This window comes from Rhodococcus sp. WS1, assembly GCF_003797745.1.
GTDB lineage: Bacteria > Actinomycetota > Actinomycetes > Mycobacteriales > Mycobacteriaceae > Rhodococcus_F > Rhodococcus_F erythropolis.
On sequence record NZ_RKLZ01000002.1, the window covers coordinates 1,025,278 to 1,042,192 of the forward strand.

At 60.9% G+C, this 16,915-nt stretch carries 14 protein-coding genes; 5 read left to right on the forward strand and 9 right to left on the reverse strand.

Annotated features, from left to right (window positions below):
- Positions 1-108 precede the first annotated feature (108 nt).
- From EEB12_RS17300 to EEB12_RS17310, 3 genes are read right to left on the reverse strand one after another with little or no spacing between them, the layout of a single operon-like run.
- Entirely contained in the window at positions 109-1,071 is a 963-nt protein-coding gene (locus EEB12_RS17300) for an asparaginase (RefSeq protein WP_141488207.1), read from the reverse strand.
- 15 nt (positions 1,072-1,086) lie between these two features.
- Entirely contained in the window at positions 1,087-2,532 is a 1,446-nt protein-coding gene (locus EEB12_RS17305; RefSeq protein WP_141488208.1) for an amino acid permease, read from the reverse strand.
- Complete coding sequence (locus tag EEB12_RS17310) at positions 2,532-3,971, reverse strand: aspartate ammonia-lyase (RefSeq protein ID WP_133727297.1); 1,440 nt, start codon at positions 3,969-3,971, stop codon at positions 2,532-2,534. The genes EEB12_RS17305 and EEB12_RS17310 overlap by 1 nt, the downstream gene beginning before the upstream one ends.
- Positions 3,972-4,187: 216 nt before the next feature.
- Between EEB12_RS17310 and EEB12_RS17315 the strand changes: the two genes are divergently transcribed.
- Both EEB12_RS17315 and EEB12_RS17320 read left to right on the forward strand, forming a co-directional pair.
- Positions 4,188-4,898, forward strand: coding sequence for a FadR/GntR family transcriptional regulator (locus tag EEB12_RS17315; protein WP_021333372.1), 711 nt, complete (start codon positions 4,188-4,190; stop codon positions 4,896-4,898).
- Positions 4,898-5,656 (forward strand): ankyrin repeat domain-containing protein, encoded by a 759-nt coding sequence (locus EEB12_RS17320; protein WP_046379513.1) that lies wholly within the window; start codon positions 4,898-4,900, stop codon positions 5,654-5,656. The genes EEB12_RS17315 and EEB12_RS17320 overlap by 1 nt, the downstream gene beginning before the upstream one ends.
- Here EEB12_RS17320 and EEB12_RS17325 read toward each other — a convergent pair.
- Entirely contained in the window at positions 5,617-6,588 is a 972-nt protein-coding gene (locus EEB12_RS17325; protein ID WP_021333374.1) for a helix-turn-helix domain-containing protein, read from the reverse strand. The two genes, EEB12_RS17320 and EEB12_RS17325, sit on opposite strands and share 40 nt — an antisense overlap.
- A gap of 168 nt (positions 6,589-6,756) precedes the next feature.
- Here EEB12_RS17325 and EEB12_RS17330 point away from each other — a divergent pair, with 168 nt between their 5' ends.
- Positions 6,757-7,563 carry an alpha/beta fold hydrolase gene (locus tag EEB12_RS17330; RefSeq protein ID WP_046379511.1) on the forward strand — a complete coding sequence of 269 codons (807 nt, stop codon included), beginning with the start codon at positions 6,757-6,759 and terminating at the stop codon, positions 7,561-7,563.
- Positions 7,564-7,593: 30 nt separating this feature from the next.
- On the opposite strand, the gene EEB12_RS17335 is transcribed toward EEB12_RS17330, so the two are convergent.
- The 4 genes from EEB12_RS17335 to EEB12_RS17350 all read right to left on the reverse strand — a co-directional run bounded on the left by EEB12_RS17335 (position 7,594) and on the right by EEB12_RS17350 (position 12,238).
- Complete coding sequence (locus tag EEB12_RS17335; protein ID WP_020909545.1) at positions 7,594-8,784, reverse strand: lipid-transfer protein; 1,191 nt, start codon at positions 8,782-8,784, stop codon at positions 7,594-7,596.
- Entirely contained in the window at positions 8,781-9,257 is a 477-nt protein-coding gene (locus EEB12_RS17340; RefSeq protein WP_019745839.1) for a Zn-ribbon domain-containing OB-fold protein, read from the reverse strand. Before EEB12_RS17340 ends, EEB12_RS17335 begins: the two co-directional genes overlap by 4 nt.
- A gap of 212 nt (positions 9,258-9,469) precedes the next feature.
- Positions 9,470-11,197: an FAD-dependent oxidoreductase gene (locus EEB12_RS17345; RefSeq protein ID WP_019745838.1), complete on the reverse strand. Its 1,728-nt coding sequence runs from the start codon at positions 11,195-11,197 to the stop codon at positions 9,470-9,472.
- 33 nt (positions 11,198-11,230) lie between these two features.
- A complete protein-coding gene (locus EEB12_RS17350; RefSeq protein WP_003943163.1) occupies positions 11,231-12,238 on the reverse strand; it encodes an AurF N-oxygenase family protein in 1,008 nt (335 codons plus the stop codon).
- 232 nt (positions 12,239-12,470) lie between these two features.
- On the opposite strand from EEB12_RS17350, the gene EEB12_RS17355 reads away from it, so the two are divergent.
- On the forward strand, positions 12,471-13,358 hold the full coding sequence (locus EEB12_RS17355) for an SDR family oxidoreductase (protein WP_141488209.1): 888 nt from the start codon (positions 12,471-12,473) through the stop codon (positions 13,356-13,358).
- Between the two features lie 111 nt (positions 13,359-13,469).
- Here EEB12_RS17355 and EEB12_RS17360 read toward each other — a convergent pair whose 3' ends face one another.
- Positions 13,470-14,708, reverse strand: a complete 1,239-nt coding sequence (locus EEB12_RS17360) for an HNH endonuclease signature motif containing protein (RefSeq protein ID WP_141488210.1) — start codon at positions 14,706-14,708, stop codon at positions 13,470-13,472.
- 1,102 nt (positions 14,709-15,810) lie between these two features.
- On the opposite strand from EEB12_RS17360, the gene EEB12_RS17365 reads away from it, so the two are divergent.
- Positions 15,811-16,434 (forward strand): hypothetical protein, encoded by a 624-nt coding sequence (locus EEB12_RS17365; protein ID WP_080910316.1) that lies wholly within the window; start codon positions 15,811-15,813, stop codon positions 16,432-16,434.
- The last annotated feature ends 481 nt before the right edge of the window (positions 16,435-16,915 follow it).

The window sequence follows — 16,915 nt, forward strand, 5'->3', positions numbered from 1 at the left end:
TGAAACTACCCAATTCGGACACTTATTAAGCGTCCAAATCAAAAGATTCGGACCAAAGTCCCTGATTTGGCGAGGGGTGCGTTCGAACTACGAACGGCGTCGCCAGTGCTACCGCCTGAACGGCGGGGTGCGAGCAAACCTCGAATATCGGTCGAATGCCTTTTCCAGGCCCACGAGATCCGGATCTGACAACAAGGCCGCCAGAAGTACACGTGCCTGCCCGGCCCGAAGATCGGTGGAAAATACAGCGCCTGCGGCGATCAAGTCGTGGCCGCCGCCGCCACCTCCGTAAACCGGGGAGATTGGCCCCGAGGGCACACGAGTTGTCACGACCACCGGAATGTGAGCGCCTACGCAGTCTCGGACGGCCTCGACGATCGTCGGATTGGCATTTCCCGAACCGAGTCCGTCGAGAACAAGTCCATTTGCCCCGGCGTTCACGCAAGCGTCGATCTGTACGCGGTCTGCCCCGGGATACACGGCGATGATGTCGACGCGGGTGTTCGAAATGGGATGCCACGGCAATGGTTCGGGAGTGTGCAGCAGGGCCGGATCGATGGGCAAGGAGTGGAAGGCATCAAGTGCCGTCGTGTCGGCCTTTCGCGTACCTGCTGCCGGGTGGACCGAACCGCCGAAGGCGATGAGGACACCACGTCCCTGCGACGAGATGTCGAGTCCGGCCGCGATCGCCGCGGCCAGATTCGAACGAGCGTCGGACTCGGGATGGTCGAAAGTGCGCTGCGCCCCGGTGAAGACCACCGGACGTCGGTCGTCGTGATGCAGGTCCAACAAGAACGCAGTTTCCTCCATCGTGTCGGTGCCGTGAAGCACGACCACCGCGTCGAGTCCAGGATCCTTCAATTCGTCAGCTACGGCGTCGCGAACACGATCCATGTCCGCGAAGGTCATGCTCGAACTGTCCTTCGACATCACGTCCACGACTCGAAGATCGATGTCGGTCTGCTCATTGCCGAGCAGATCTGCACCGGTGATTGCGGGCCGACTGATTCCGTGCGCATCTCGGGTGCTGGCGATGGTGCCACCAGTGGTGACGACTGCGACTTTCGACACTGAGGTCCTTTCACGTCAAGCTGCGGGTCGATGGATGGCCAACTCGCGAATGCGATTCCTGGCGCCGTACCAACCAATCATCAACAGCGGTGCGATGATCGCGATGGAGCCGACGGTCCATGTTCCAACAGGGTTGTCGAATGCCATCAATACGATAACGACCGCAAGAAAAACCAGTGTCGCGATCCCGGTGTACGGTGCGCCGAATATGCGGAAGGGAGGGCGGGTGACTTTGCCTTGTTTCGCAAGTTGCCAGAGCTTCAACTGGCACAACACTATGACTGCCCACGCACTGATGATGCCGAGGGCTGCAAGATTGAGGACTATTTCGAAGGCTTGCGCTGGGACAACAGCATTGAGCCCGACGCCGAACAGGATGACCACGCCGGTGAGTGCGATTCCCCCGTACGGCACTCCGGCTTTGTTCATTTTGGCAGCGAAGGCAGGCGCCGAGCCTGCCATCGCCATCGAATGGAGTATTCGTCCGGTCGAATACAATCCGGCGTTGAGGGAAGACAAGGCTGCCGTGAGAACGACCAGATTCATGATCGCATCCGCGCCTTGGATGTTGATCGAACCGAAGAATGTGACGAATGGACTTTCACCGGCGTGGTACTCCGTGTACGGGAGCAACAGCGAGAGCAGTAGCACCGATCCCACGTAGAAGACGAGGATCCGAATGATCACTGTGTTGATTGCCTTGGGTATCACCTTCCGGGGATTTTCGGTCTCTCCGGCCGTGGTTCCCACGAGTTCAATTGAGGCGTAAGCGAACACGACGCCCTGAATCACCACGACTGCCGGAAGTATTCCGTTGGGGAACAGCCCACCATTGTCGGTGATCAGGCTGAATCCGGAGGAATGTCCTTCGATGGGCGTGCCGAAGAGTACGAAATAGACACCGAACCCGAGGAACGCGGTCAACGCAACGACCTTGATCAACGCGAACCAGAACTCCAGCTCTCCGAAGACCTTCACGGACACCAGATTCAGTCCGAGAACCAACACCACCGCGATCAGAGCGAACATCCACTGATCGATGTGCCCCAGTGGCGCCCAGTACTTCTTGAAGAAGTTCATGTACAACGCCACAGCCGTGACATCGACCACGGCAGTCATTGCCCAGTTCATCCAGTACAGCCAACCCGCAGCGAAAGCCATCTTCTCGCCGAAGAATTCGCGTGCGTAGGAAACGAAGGATCCCGAAGTCGGTCGGTGCATCACCAGTTCGCCGAGTGCCCTCAGGATCAGGAACGCGAAGAACCCGCACAGCGCGTACACGAGAACCAAGGCCGGGCCCGCCTGTTGGAGCCGCCCTCCCGCACCCATGAAAAGGCCTGTTCCGATCGCACCACCGATCGCGATCATCTGAATCTGTCTGGGGCCGAGCGCCTTCTGATACCCGAGATCCTCGTCAGCGGCAACCTCGGCGTGGGGTGTCTCTTCCCGTTCGACGGTCATCAAACCTCCTCCGCAACGGCGGTAGCATGAGGCTTCTCGCCCGCAACGCGGAGATTGGCGAGATGTTCGGGGCTGAGCAACCGATCGAGTTCCTCGCGGTCGAGCAGGCCCGCTTCGATCACGAGATCGGCGACGCGACGCCCGGAAATCAACGCCTCCTGGGCAATCCGTGTGGACGCGGTATATCCGATGTAGGGATTGAGCGCAGTGACGAGGCCGATGGAATCTTCGACTCGCGCGCGCAACAGTTCGGTGTTGGCCGTGATACCGAGTACGCACCGGTCCGCCAGAATGCGGCAAGCCGCACCGAGGTGTCGCATTCCTTCGGACAGTGAGTGCACGATGATCGGCTCGAAAGCGTTGAGTTGGAGTTGCCCGGATTCCGCAGCCATCGTAATCGTCACGTCATTGCCGATGACTTCGTACGCGACCTGATTGAGGACCTCGGGAATTACCGGATTGACCTTGCCCGGCATGATCGACGAACCTGCCTGCACCGGAGGCAGATTGATCTCGTTCAATCCGGCTCGCGGACCAGAAGAGAGCAGCCGAAGATCGTTGCACACCTTGGACAACTTCACAGCGACCCGCTTGAGTACGCCGGAGAGGTGGACGAACTGGCCCACGTCTTGGGTCGCTTCGACCAGATCCGTTGCCAACACCAGCGGCAGCCCGGTTAGTGCGCCCAGGTCGGAACAGGCCACCTCGGCGTAGCCGGCAGGTGCGTTGAGACCGGTGCCGATAGCAGTGGCGCCGAGGTTGATCTCGTGAACGAGAAGAGCAGCCTCAGCCAGGCGCGCTCGATCCTCCTCGATCATGACCGCGTAGGTGCCGAACTCCTGACCCAGAGTCATCGGCACGGCGTCCTGCAGTTGGGTGCGTCCCATCTTCACTGTGTCGGCGAACTCGAGAGATTTGGTCGTGAACGCATTCTGGAGTACACGAAGTGCATCCAGCAGGTCCTCGATCGCGAAGATCGTCGAGATGTTGACGGCCGTGGGGTAGACGTCGTTGGTCGATTGGCTCAGGTTCACGTGCTCATTGGGGTGAAGTCGTTCGTAGTCGCCGCGCCGGTGGCCGAGGATTTCCAATGCGCGATTGGCGATTACCTCGTTGGCATTCATGTTCGTCGACGTTCCGGCACCACCCTGGATGACGTCCACCACGAACTGTTCGTGCCACCGGCCGTCCACGATTTCCTTGCATGCCTGTGAGATGGCCTCGGCTCGCGGGCCGTCGAGGATGCCCAGCTTCTCGTTTGCGCTGGCTGCGGCCCATTTGACGTAAGCGATGCCGCGGATCAGATGCGGGTTCGTGGCAATTGTTCGACCAGTGATCGGGAAGTTCTCCATCGCGCGCAAGGTGTGGATTCCCCAGTACGAATCGGCTGGAACTTCGCGATCGCCGAGCAGATCGTGTTCTGTTCGCGTTTCGAGCACTTGATCAATTCCTCGTGTCTCTTCGCGCAAGCATCACTCTGCGCGGTGGGTGTATTTCGGGATCGCAGCGCTGACGGACAAGTAGTAGACCCGCCCAGCTATCGGGCTATCAGGCTGTCTGACAGGTCTAATTGTTACCTCGCTCACTCCTGCACGTCAACCCGTCACCAGGTGCGATGTTTGACGCGCGACTTCGGCAGTCGCAACAATGACGGCATGAACCTGTCAGACAGCTGGGCCACCAGGCGACCAGTCGCCGCGCGGGTGAGTGCTGCCGAGGCAGTCCTCGCAGACCTTCGTGCCGCAATAGCCTCCGGCGATCTGGCAGTCGGAGAGCGTCTCCCGTCCGAAGCGTCCCTGGCCGAAAGGCACGGGGTCAGTCGATCGGTCATCCGTGAAGCCCTGCGCTCGTGCCACGCCCTCGGGCTCACCGAGACAAAATCCGGGCTCGGCACCTTCGTCGTCAGTGATTCGATAGCGCGAGACCTCGATTTCGGCAGTTACGCGGCCAACGAATTGGTCGAAGCACGGCCTCATGTCGAAATTCCGGCCGCAGGATGGGCTGCGCAACGGCACACCGCGGAGGAACTGGCAGCACTCCGCGGACTGGTTCAGCAGATGCGTGACGAGGACGATCCGCTCGTATGGGTTGCACTCGACGCCCAATTTCACGGACTGATTGCAAAAGCCAGTAGGAATCGTGTCTTCGAGTCGGTAATCGTCGATATCCGTGAAGCGCTGACAAGGCAATCCGAGACACTCAATCTTGTTGCCGGTCGCCAGGAAAAGTCGAACGAGGAACACGAACGAATAGTCGAAGGAATTGCATCCGGGAGTTACGACCACGCCTCCAGGGCGATGGCCGAACACCTGGACGCCGTCAGGATGACGCTCGAAACACTTGTCCAAGAAAGTGATTCGCTGTGATGGCGCGGCCGCGCAGATCTGTCCTCGCCTGCGCAATCTTCGCGGCATCGGTGACCGGAGCGTTGGCGGGTTGCAGTTCGTCCGACACCCCGCTGACGCCGACAACCGCGGCGTCAGCGACAACAACGTCAGCTGTACCACCTGCGGGTGTAAAGCCATCGTCGACGCCGGAATCCGAACGCGCGCTCTTCGATGCTGTGGACCGCAATGATCCCGCAGCTGTTACCGCTGCCCTGACTGCCGGCGCGAACATCGAAGCGCGCGGCGATGGCGAACGGACTCCACTCGTCGAGGCCACAAAGAACAACGCCGTCGCTGCGGCTTCTACGTTGATTCTTGCCGGAGCTGACGTGAATGCGAAGGACTCCATGCAGGATTCGGCCTTCCTGTATTCCGGAGCCGAGGGATTGAACGAGATTCTGGCACTGACGCTCAGCCATGGCGCGGATGTCGACAGCGTGAACCGTTACGGCGGTACGGCTCTGATTCCCGCGAGTGAACACGCGCATGTCGAGACCGTCCGGATGCTGATTGCTGCCGGGGTACCGGTCAATCACGTCAATGATCCGGGGTGGACGGCGCTTCTCGAGGCCGTTGTGTACGGCGACGGCTCGGCGCGCTACGTCGACGTGATCACTCAGCTTCTCGACGCCGGGGCAGATCCCTCGATCCGGGATGCGTCGGGAAAGACCGCATTGGACAATGCCGAAAGCCGTGGTCAGTCAGACGTTGTGGCGCTGCTGCAATCGCGGAGCTGACGCCAACGAGTCGGGCTGACTCCGTAGGCCTGCCGAAACCGTCGGCTGAAGTGTCCGGCATCGACAAATCCCGCACGGCGCGCAATGGTGGCGATCGGCAGGTCGACGGTAGCGGGTCGAGCCAGTTCGTCCCGAGCCTTCTGCAGGCGCTGGGTGATGATCCACTGCTCGAGCCGGAATTCGTTGTCTGAACAGATCTTGTACAACTGACGCAGTGAGATGCTGTGGGCGTGGGCAATTCGTGCAGGATGCAGCGATGGATCGTGAAGGTGTTCGCGGATGTATCGGCGGATCGATGTCAACGTGAGTGCCGATCTCGGAGCGGAGGCGTCGGGATTTGCATGCGCGATCGATGCGACCAAAGCGCGCGCCAGTTCGATCGAGGCCTCGCCCAATTGTTCGGCGGCAGGATCGGTCTCCAACTGATCGGCGCTGCCGAACAATTCACGAACGTGCGCGATCATCAAGGGGTACAGGTTGCTGTGGTGAGGTCGCGTGGCAGCGTCACGGATGGAGTCGATCGGTAGTCCCAGCCGATCCATCGGAACGTAGAGGCACTGGGAAGCACCCGTTTCCGTCCAGGAGAAATCGTAGGTCGACGTCAGGTCCGTCATGAGTAGTTCACCGGCCGGGACTCTGCGTTGTTCATCGTGCTGATCTAGATGACCGATTCCGCTCTCCTGCAGGGCAATCGCGAGAACCGGCATCGACGCTGATCGCACGTGCCGCGGTGTTCTGGTCAATCGCATCCCCGTCGACTCGGAGCGGAACAGTGATGCTGCGCCCAGATTCCACACGTTCATCCGGGCGCTCACGCCCGCCGGATCCTCCAAGTGGATCGCACAGGGAACCGATGCGCGTCCCATCGCGTCGACGAAGGCGTCCGTGCGTTGGTCAGGCTCCAGCACGGAAGTATCCAGGAGCAAAGCCATGCAGCCTTGATACCCCGGGATGTGGACGCTCAACCAGAATTTGTGCACCGTGAGACCAGAAGTCTGCACGGACAGTCACGTCCGTCGCAGCAGGTATTTCTAGGATCGAAACGGGCGTGTCCCGGCCTACCGCAGTTTCTCGCTTGCCTACGAGAGTGAAGGAAACGCATGAAGATCTCACGTGTATTCACAGCAGTTCTGGCAATGCTCATGACAGTCGCGGCCGGACTGATCTTCGGTTCCGGTGCTGCGGTGGCAAGCCCCAAGCCAACTGTCGTTCTGGTTCACGGCGCCTTTGCCGACGCCACCAGTTGGGACGGCGTTGCCGCCGACCTACGCTCGCGTGGCTATCGCGTCGTGGTGCCGGACAATCCTCTGCGCGGGCCGGCTTACGACGCGTCCGTGATCGAGAAGACGGTTGCGGACATCGACGGCCCCGTCGTTCTCGTCGGGCACTCGTACGGCGGCGCGGTGATCACCAATGTCCACGATCCGAAAGTCCAGTCGCTGGTCTACATCGCGGCGTTCGGTCCGGTGGAGGGTGAGCCGGTACAGATCACGATCGACCCGATTCGATTCCCTGGCAGCCAATTGCTTCCTCCCGCTCTGGGATTGAAGATCGTCGACGATCCTCACGCGATCGGCGGGAAGAACGTCGACGGCTACGTCACGGACGAGTATTTCCATTCCGTCTTCGCTCAGGACGTTTCCGACGAGACGGCGGCAACGATGTTGGCTCATCAGAAGTCCGCTGCTTTGTGGGCGAACCTCGAACTCGGCGGGCCGCCGTCGTGGGCGAACACACCGAGTTGGTATCTGGTCGCCGGTGAGGATCGCGTGATCCCAGCTTCGGCGCAGCGGTTCATGGCAAACCGGATGGGCGCGAACACCAGCGAACTCCCGACCTCCCATGCCTCGCTGGTTTCACAGCCAGGGGCAGTGGCAGACGTGATCGTGGCGGCCGCTCACGGGTGAGTGTGCGACCGCCACGAAAGTAGAACGGGGTCAGGCGGAAACGATTACCGAGGAGCCGTGTCCGAACAGACCTTGGTTGGCGGTGATACCGATGCGAGCTCCTTCGACCTGACGGCCTTCGGCTTGTCCGCGCAGCTGCCAGGTGAGCTCGCATACCTGCGCAAGTGCCTGTGCGGGAACGGCTTCGCCGAAGCACGCGAGACCGCCGGACGGATTGACCGGGATGCGGCCCCCTATGCTGGTGTCACCCGCACGCAGAAGGTGCTCGGCCTCGCCCCGCTTGCACAGCGCGAGGTCTTCGATCCAGTCCAGTTCCACCGAGGTAGCGAGGTCGTAAACCTCGGCGACGTCGACGTCCTCGGGAGAGATCCCGGCTTCCTCGTACGCGGCGTAGCCGATGGATTCCTTGAACGTGCGCTCCGGAGCCGGGACGGCGGAGCTGGAATCGGTGGAGAAGTTCGGCATATCCATGATCGTCTGTGGGAACGTCGGCGTGACCGTCGAAATAGCCTTGATGCGAACAGGTTCCGCGATGCCCATCTTGCGGGCGTATTCCATCGACGTCAGCAAGATTGCGGCGCCGCCGTCGGACGTCGCGCAGATGTCGAGCAAATGCAGGGGATTGGACACCACGGGGGAGGCCAACACGTTCTCGACGGTGACTTCCTTGCGGTAGCGCGCATTCGGATTATTGAGCCCGTGCTTGGCGTTCTTGACCTTCACGTTGGCGAAGTCCTCCGCGGTGGCGCCGTAGAGGTCGATGCGACGACGCGCGTTGAGCGCGAAGTACGCCGGGTTGGTCATACCCATGAGGCGGAAGCGCAACCAGTCCGGGTCGTCCCAACGCTCACCGGCGACGGGAGCGAGGAAACCCTTGGGGGTGGTGTCGGCGCCGACGACCAGGGCAACTTCGCTGAGGCCGGCCAGGATTCGTGCGCGAGCGGTGTCGAGTGCCTGGGCTCCCGTCGCGCACGCTGCGTACGACGTGGCGACGCGAGCGCCGTTCCAGCCGAGTGCCTGTGCGAAGGTGGCTCCGGCGACGTATCCGCCGTAACCGTTGCGGACTGTCTCGCCGCCGACGATGAAGTCGACGTCCTGCCAATTCACACCCGAATCGGCGAGCGCGGCGCGAGCGGCGGCAACGCCGTATTTCACGAACGACTGCCCCCATTTGCCCCAGGGGTGCATTCCGACACCGAGTACTGCGACGTCCTTGCTCATGACTGCGACTCCTGATCAGCTGCGGCGACAGGCTTCCAGCGCCACGTCGTACGTACTCCGGTTTCGTCGGTGTACAGCGGCTCGACAACCAATTCGACGGTATTGCCGACCTTGAGATCGTCGACGCCGAATCCGTCGGCCACCTGGCCGAGGATGACGATCCCCTCGGGCAGCTCGACTGCTGCAAGAGCAAAAGGCTCGTACGGATCCGAGCGCGGGATGTACGGCGGCGGGGGCTGGTACTGCGCGTCGGTGTACGACCAGACAGTGCCGCGGCGGGAGAGTTCCACGTCGTCGAACTCCTCGCTGAAGCAGCTCGGGTTCTTGCAGAACGTCGCCTCACGAGGGAAGGAAATGGTGCCGCAGGATTGGCACTTCGTGCCGATCAGTGCAGGTTCGTCGCCGGTGGTGAACCAACCCTCTACTGCAGGTGTCACACTCCCGTTCGGCGCCGGCGTTGCAGTCTCGCTCATGCAATCCTCATCTGGTTGGCGAGCCTGATCCGGGGGATCGTGGGCCCGCTGTGCCGCTTACTGGAACAGGTTGCAGTATTACACGATTTTGGCCGCTGACGGGCACAAATTTTCGCTGAGTGGGACGCTGCCGGAACGCAGACGGCCCCGCCGGGCAGACGAGTCTGCAGGCGGGGCCGTGTGCGTGAAAGTAGCTGTTTACCTGTAGCGGATCAGCGAGCGCGAACGGGTCGACCGAATCGACGCGCCGGTTTCACCCGGGCCGCAGCGTCGAGGATGGAGGTGATCTCGACCTGATCCAGAACCTTTTCGCGGACACGGTCGTGCGCAGCGCCGCGTTCCAGTTCCGCCTTGTCGATGGCGTGCCAGCCCTCGCGGTCGACTACGTCGGACTGTCGCGCCCGGACCAGACGATCGACTGCGGAGTCGTCGGCGACCGGGTTGGTCAGGCGTCCGTCGTTGAAGTCGTCGACGAGCATCCTGATCGTTTCCTGCGCGCAGGACTTGTTGGTGCCGATGAACCCACTCGGTCCGCGCTTGATCCAACCGGTCGCGTAGACGCCGGTTGCGGGATCGCCGTTCGGAGCTTCGAGGACGCGGCCGTTCTCATTCGGAATGACCGAAGCACGCTCGTCGAACGGGACGCCGGTGATGGGCACTCCGCGGTAGCCGATCGAGGTGAGGACCAAGCCGGCATCGATGGTCTCGGTATCGCCCGTCGCCTCGATCTGCACGGTTCCGTTGGCGTCGACCAGGGCGTTGCGAGCGAACTCGATTCCACTGACCTGATCGTCGCCGGTGATCGACGTCGGCGTGAGCAGGTAGCGCAACGTGATGCGCTTGTTGCCGACGTCGACGTGATCGCGGTTCTTCAGGGCTTCGAGTAGACGCAACTTCTGCTCGACGGCATGCGGAAGCTCGCCGCGTTTTGCCAGTTCTTCGGTGGCCGAGTCGAGAACCATGTCGTCGGGTCCGACAGAGAGTTCGATGTCCGGCAGTGCCATCAGGCCGGTGAACTCGGGGACTGTGAACGCGGACTGCGCGATTCCGCGTCGACCCACGATGACAACTTCTTCGACGCGACTCTTCCGCAGAGCGGCGAGTGCGTGAGCGGAGATGTCAGTGCCCGCCAACTTCTCGGGATCGGCCGTGAGAATGCGAGCGACGTCGAGCGCGACGTTTCCGTTTCCGATGATGACCGCGCGGCGATGCGAGAGGTCGAAGACGTCGTCGGCGTGATCGGGGTGGCCGTTGTACCAGGCCACGAAGTCGGTGGCCGATGCCGTGCCAGGCAGATCAGCACCCGGAATGCCGAGACCACGGTCGGACGAAGCGCCGACTGCGTAGAGCACCGCATGGTGATTTTCGAGCAGTTCGCTGTGCGAGATGTGCTTGCCGATCTCGACGTTGAGGTAGAACTCGAAACCCTTTTGTGCGGCGATCTTGTCGAACAAGCGAGTGACCTGCTTGGTCTTCTGATGGTCCGGAGCAACGCCGGCGCGAACCAAGCCGTAAGGCACAGGAAGGCGATCGAAGACGTTGACCTGCACGTCAGGCTGAGTCAGCAACTCGTCCGCGGCATACATCGCCGACGGTCCGGAACCGACGATCGCAACGCGCAACGGCGGTCGGCCCTTGTCGACGTGGGCTGCCGGGATGACCTTGGCGAGAAGCGGCCTGGGCCGCTCTTCCTTGTAGAAGTCCGCATTGATGGACAGGAAGACTCGCTGCGGGTCGGTCAGCTTCGACTCGGGGACGATGGCGTCGACCGGGCAGGCCGAGACACATGCGCCGCAGTCGACGCAGGCCTGCGGATCGATGTGCAGCATCTCGGCGGTGAGGAAGTCCGGCTCGTCCGGCGTCGGATGGATGCAGTTGACCGGGCAGGCGTAGACGCACGAGGCGTCGCTGCAACAGGACTGCGTGACTACGTGTGGCATGGCGCTATGAGTCCGATCTCGACTGTCCGGGAGCTACGCGGCGGCGTTGTGCGAGCTGCGGTGAGGTTCGCTACGGAAGCGTGATGCGCGGCCGTCCATCTTGCAGGCCTTCCACACCAGGCGCGAGGCACGGTTCATCAGGCCGGTGTCGGTGGCCAGCATGCGGACGTCACCGAAGTAGTTGCGCAGGGTCTGGCGTGACTCGGGCAGATCCCAGAACAGGTCCTTCTTCACGGACTTCGGGATGTCGAACTGCTTCCAGAAGGACTTCGGCGGGATGACGATGGCGTCACAGAGAATGCGCATGACGATCGGGAACAGCAGCGAGAGGACGAACCGGTTCGGGCGTGACATCAGCGGGATGCGACGGCTCAGAAGCTTGTGCGCGAACGAGATGTGACGCGCTTCCTCGGCTACGTGGATGGCCATGACCGACTGCATGATCGGGTGGATCTGGCCGCCGGCGCGCAGGATGCTCTTCTGAATGTGGTCGATCGGCTCTTCACCGGCGAGGACACCGACGAAGAACAGTTCGGGGAACGGACCCGCAGCGAGGGGGATGAAGGGTGCAAGCATCTTCATCGGACGGCTCATGCCGGGAGCGTCGGCACCGATGCGGTTGACCATCTCCTGGAACATCATCGTGTGGTTGCACTCTTCGACCGACTCGTGCGTGCAGTAGCGCGCCTCGGCCGAATCGTTGGGCAGCGAGAAGACGTACTGCATCATGCCGCGGATCAGAATGTTCTCGAACTGGAGACCGACCTTCGCGACATTGGCCTGGCGCCACATGCCGATTTCGATCTGCCTGGCCTCGGACTGCGACTGGTACCAGGGGTGAGCACCCAGCGGGTCTGTCTCGGCCGGGAGGATCCAGCGGCGATCGTTCGGGACGACGGCAAACTCGGGGGAGTCCCAGTCGATGTCGAGGTACGGGTCGAAGTGCTTGTGCACCGAGCCCTCGGACAGGAGTCGAAGCGTCTCGTTGTACGAGTCGTCGGATGCTTCTCCGCGCTTGTCGAGCGGCGATGTGAGCGTCATGGCGTCTCCTCTTCGTTTCGGTCACCGCTGGTATTTCTCGCGGTGTTCGGTGGAATCGAGGGCCGGTTGTGTGATCGCTGGCACTCGGTCTGGGTTTAATGTAACCCGAGGTATCAGGAAAAGCTAGTGGCAGATACTCCTGGATCTCGACGAATTCTTGACACGGTCGAAACGGCGCCATAACTTACTTTTGAGTAATTTCCGCGGTGCGCTCGAAGTTGGCTGTTCAGGGATGGGTTCGCACCGAAACGCACGCGAAGATCGAACCGAGGCCGATGTGATCAGAACGCTGCTCAGCAATATTGCCTTGAGTCCGCCGACGCGTCTGCGCTCCATTGTTCCGTCACGCGGCGTCACGCTCTCCGACAAGACGATCGTTCTGACAGGAGCTTCCTCGGGGATCGGCGAGGCGACAGCTCATCTCTTGGCTCGTCGGGGAGCCGAGATGATCCTGGTCGCGCGCGGTGAGGAAAACCTCGAACACGTACGGGACGAGATCCACCGCAGGGGAGGGTGGGCGCACATCGTGCCTGCGGACCTCTCCCGCGGTGAAGCCGTCGACGAACTCGCGGAGACGATTGCGGATCGATTCGGGTCGGTCGACATCCTCGTCAACAATGCGGGTCGCTCGATCCGGCGTACCGCGTTGGATTCGGTCGACCGATTCCACGACTACGAGCGCACCATGGCACTCAACTACTTCGGACCTACACGACTGACGTTGCGTCTGCTGCCCGCGATGCTCGAGGCGAAGTCCGGACACATCATCAACGTCGGAACCTGGGGAGTCACTGCCGGCGTGATGCCGAGGTTCAGTGCCTACCACGCGTCGAAGTCTGCTCTCAGTGCCTTCGGCCGAAGCCTCGGCGCGGAATGTCACGGCACCGGGGTCGATGTCACCACAGTGCAATTCCCACTCATACGAACACCGATGATCGCGCCGACGGCGGATTACGTGAGCCAGCCGGCGCTGACGGCCGATCAAGCTGCATCGTGGATCTTGAGGGCGATCAATACGCGTCCCGTCGAGCTGTATCCACGGTACGCGGGGCTGTTACGAGCGATTGACGTTGTATCCCCTTCTGCCACTGACGCTCTCGTGCGAAGGGCCGGGATCTGAGGGGCTGGGATCTGAGGGGCTGGGATTTGAGGGGTTGGGATCTGACCAGAAACGTGCGCCAGCACCGGGGCATGGTTCGTCCCCGGTGCTGATGTATTCGATTGTCGCGATTCACGCCGCTGTGGGTGGGCTGTTCCCGCCGATCGGCTGTTGATACGGATCGATCGACATCGGCGGATAGAACACCGTCTTTCGATCCGGTCCGATCTCGACCCGCCATTCGGTGTGGTGCAGCGTCCGGTGGTGATGACCGCACAACAAGATCAGGTTGTCGAGATCTGTTGGGCCACCATCGTTCCAGTGAACAATATGATGGGCATCGCACCACCCCGACGGAGTCCCGCACCCTGGAAACGCGCACCCACCATCACGAACTGCCAACGCCCGCCGCTGCGGCACCGTTGCTGTTCTCGCTTCCTTGCCGCAGTCGAGCGGAACACCGTTCTCGTCCAACAAGATTCGGGTGACGGTGCAGTCGCAGGCGAGCATCCGGGCGGTGTCGATGCTGATCGGGCCCACCCAATCGGTCCATGCGAATCCGAGTTCCTGAGTCGACGGCAACAGGTCTTTCAACGCTTGCAGATCGGTCATATCTTTCGCACTGGCAGTGACCGTGATGTGTGGTTTCACTCCGCCCTCGATCGGACCCAACCCCGCCCGCTCGTACCGGCGCAACAGTTCGCAAAACCCGTCCGCACGCCGTAGCGCCGGAGTACGCGTGTCCTTGACACCGTCCTTCTCCGGCGTCGGAGCGGACAGGCTCGACAGCAACGTGATCAGACGGGCCCCGTTCACAGCATCCAGATCACCCTTCACAGTTACTCTGCCGTACAGGCCTTTCGAGGCGTAGAACTCGTTCCGCTCCGAATCTTCCCCGACCGGAACACCGTCCTCGCGTTTTCCGTACTGCTTCTCGATTCGGCGGATCGCCGCCCGCACCGCATCACAATCGGCGATGTTCTTCGACGCCAACCGAAGCAGAATCCCGCGAGCCTTGTCCACATCCGCCAGGGTCATGTTCTTCGGCGGATGCTGACAAAACGACGCCACCTGCCGGGCTTTCAACGCATCCACGTCACCCCGATGAAACGCATCCGCCACAACAGGTTCGAGCATCAACAACCGCGCCAACCCGACCAGCAGACTGCACTCACCGATCTCCAAATTCGTCGAACCATGCAACCACTGCGCGATCGCCCGAAAACCCTTCCCGCCGAGAACCTCCCGGGAAAACATCTCCACGATCAGCAACACCAACCGAGACTGCAACTCGTGCCGGGCGCGCACCAGATCCAGAACCTCACCCTTGAGGCCCTCACCATCCAGCTGCCACGCTTCCCGACTGTCCATGAAGCAATCATATTCGAACAAAGTTTCGAATACAAGAGAATGTTGGATCGAAAATTGCTGCTATCAAATCGATTTCGACAATTCGGACATTCGGCCTAGGCGGGTCACCGACGTTGTCCACGTGCGCCGACGAGTGCGAGCGCCACCATCAACCCGGAGCGCAACAGCATCACGTCGGAATTGTCTGAGCCCCAGCACATTGTGTAATCGGCGTCGATCATGTTGCCGCCTGTCCCCGGCAAGCGTATGGGTCCAGTCGAGCACCAGGCCCAGGAGTGTCATCGCCAGCGTGATGGGAACGAAGACCACCAGGACCCGCAAGAAATACCCTCGAACACGGCCGGTGGATTCGCGAAGATCGACGAGTAGTGGAAGCGCCGGACACGACGGACACCGATTTTTTACTCATCGGTCTGGTGTCGAGTGCGCATCTGCAGTCCCGAGTCAGAACCAATCTTCAGCGCTTCCGGCGGCCGAACAATACGCCGACAGCCGAGATCATGATCAGCGCCACAAGAACGACGACGATGTACGACCTGTCCGCGGCCGGTGCCACGGTTTCGCTTTCTTTGGTCACTGCATCAGTGAATGTACAGCTTATGCCTGGAGGGAACCATCCCCAGAAGTCTGTAATTCCTGCCGCTACCCTCTCCGCCCGGTCGGGAAGGAGATAATTGAATCGTGATGGGATTCCATAGTGATCAATGCACCAGCTGGGCTGATGTTGGAGGCGCAAAGAAAATGCGTCCAACAAATAGACCAAGGTTAGTGCGATCAGCGATATTGCTAAAGACGCTTGGCGTGCTCGTAATAATCGAATCTTCACGACTCGCCCGCAACAGTCACGTCATCATGAGGCGACGATGGTATTGGTTGCTGCGATCCACCGAATCCAGCCGTGCTCAAAATTGACCTGTCGACTTTGGGAGTCGCCGAACTCTCCTGACATCGGTAGTTCAATCGACCATCCTCGCAGCCCTGCCTCCCATAGGCAGCAAAGATAGCACCGTGGACACTTTCTCCGTGCCGAGAAACAATCGATCGTGAGATCGGGGAAGTGGTTACTGCTAGTCCGCGACAAACAGCTCGCTATTCTCATCGAATGGATCAGGCAGTGTCGAACTCGCAGGCAACGAGAAGGTCCGGTGCTCTTCGTTGGGTTGGTTTGGTAAACGCACTTATCGCAGCGTCGGCGTCGGCGATGTATGTCGCAGCGAAATGCCATCTCACCTGGCCCGAACCTGGGGATAGTGCACTCTCGATCGCCGGTGCGATCGTTCTCTGGGTCCTCACCGCGACTGTTGCAATCGTGCTGCTCGGAGTGTGCTGGTGGCAGCGACGCCGATGGTTGTGGTCCGTTGTCGCTGTTCCGGTTCTCGTGGTGATCGCGCTCGGGATCGCGGCCGCGGGGCAGCCACATTTCGATCAGTATCGGGCAGACTTCGAAACCGTTGCACAGCAACTACTTCAAGAACCTGACGATCCCTATTCCGATGGGTATCATCGTGATCTACGAATCGGCAGATTCGATATCTCCTATGCCAACGTCAGCAGTGAAGGCCACGTCTATTTCTATGACGCACGAGATGGATTGGACATCTTGGACAATCCAGGCTGGGTGTACGCACCCGATGGCGTGTCGGACAAGACCTTCAATCAGCTCCAGTTGGAAGACATCGGGGGCGGATGGTACCGATTCCCTCATCTTGTCGTTGACAGCTATTGAAACTCAAACCACCCGACCAGCATTCCGGAGGCGAAGGGAAGTAGGAGTACGAAAAGCGTCGTGAAGGTCAAGGCGGTGTCGGTGCGGCAACTGCCACCTCCGTCGTACCAGCGTGAGCAGATGTCCCCGAAGTCCCAACTCTCGCCGAACGCTGAACGAACCAACCTGAAAACGCGGCTGTCAGGATCAGGAGGAATATCACCGCCGCTGGCCGCCCGATCTGCCCTCGGCATTGCCGCCAGGTCGCGCACATCATCGGCAAATACAGCTCGGTGAAGTGCGGATGCGTCTCATGATGAAACAATACTGTTCGTCTGGTGATCCGCACGGATTCCGAAAGCCGATACCCCGGACCTTCTCCGAGGTATCGGCCTGAGGTCAGAGGCAGAAGAAACTGAGCGAACTGATTGCCGCGTTCTGCTCGAGCTGGCCTGCGTCTCCGACGTTGCCGGCGGCGACTGACAGATCTTGAAGGGAGAGA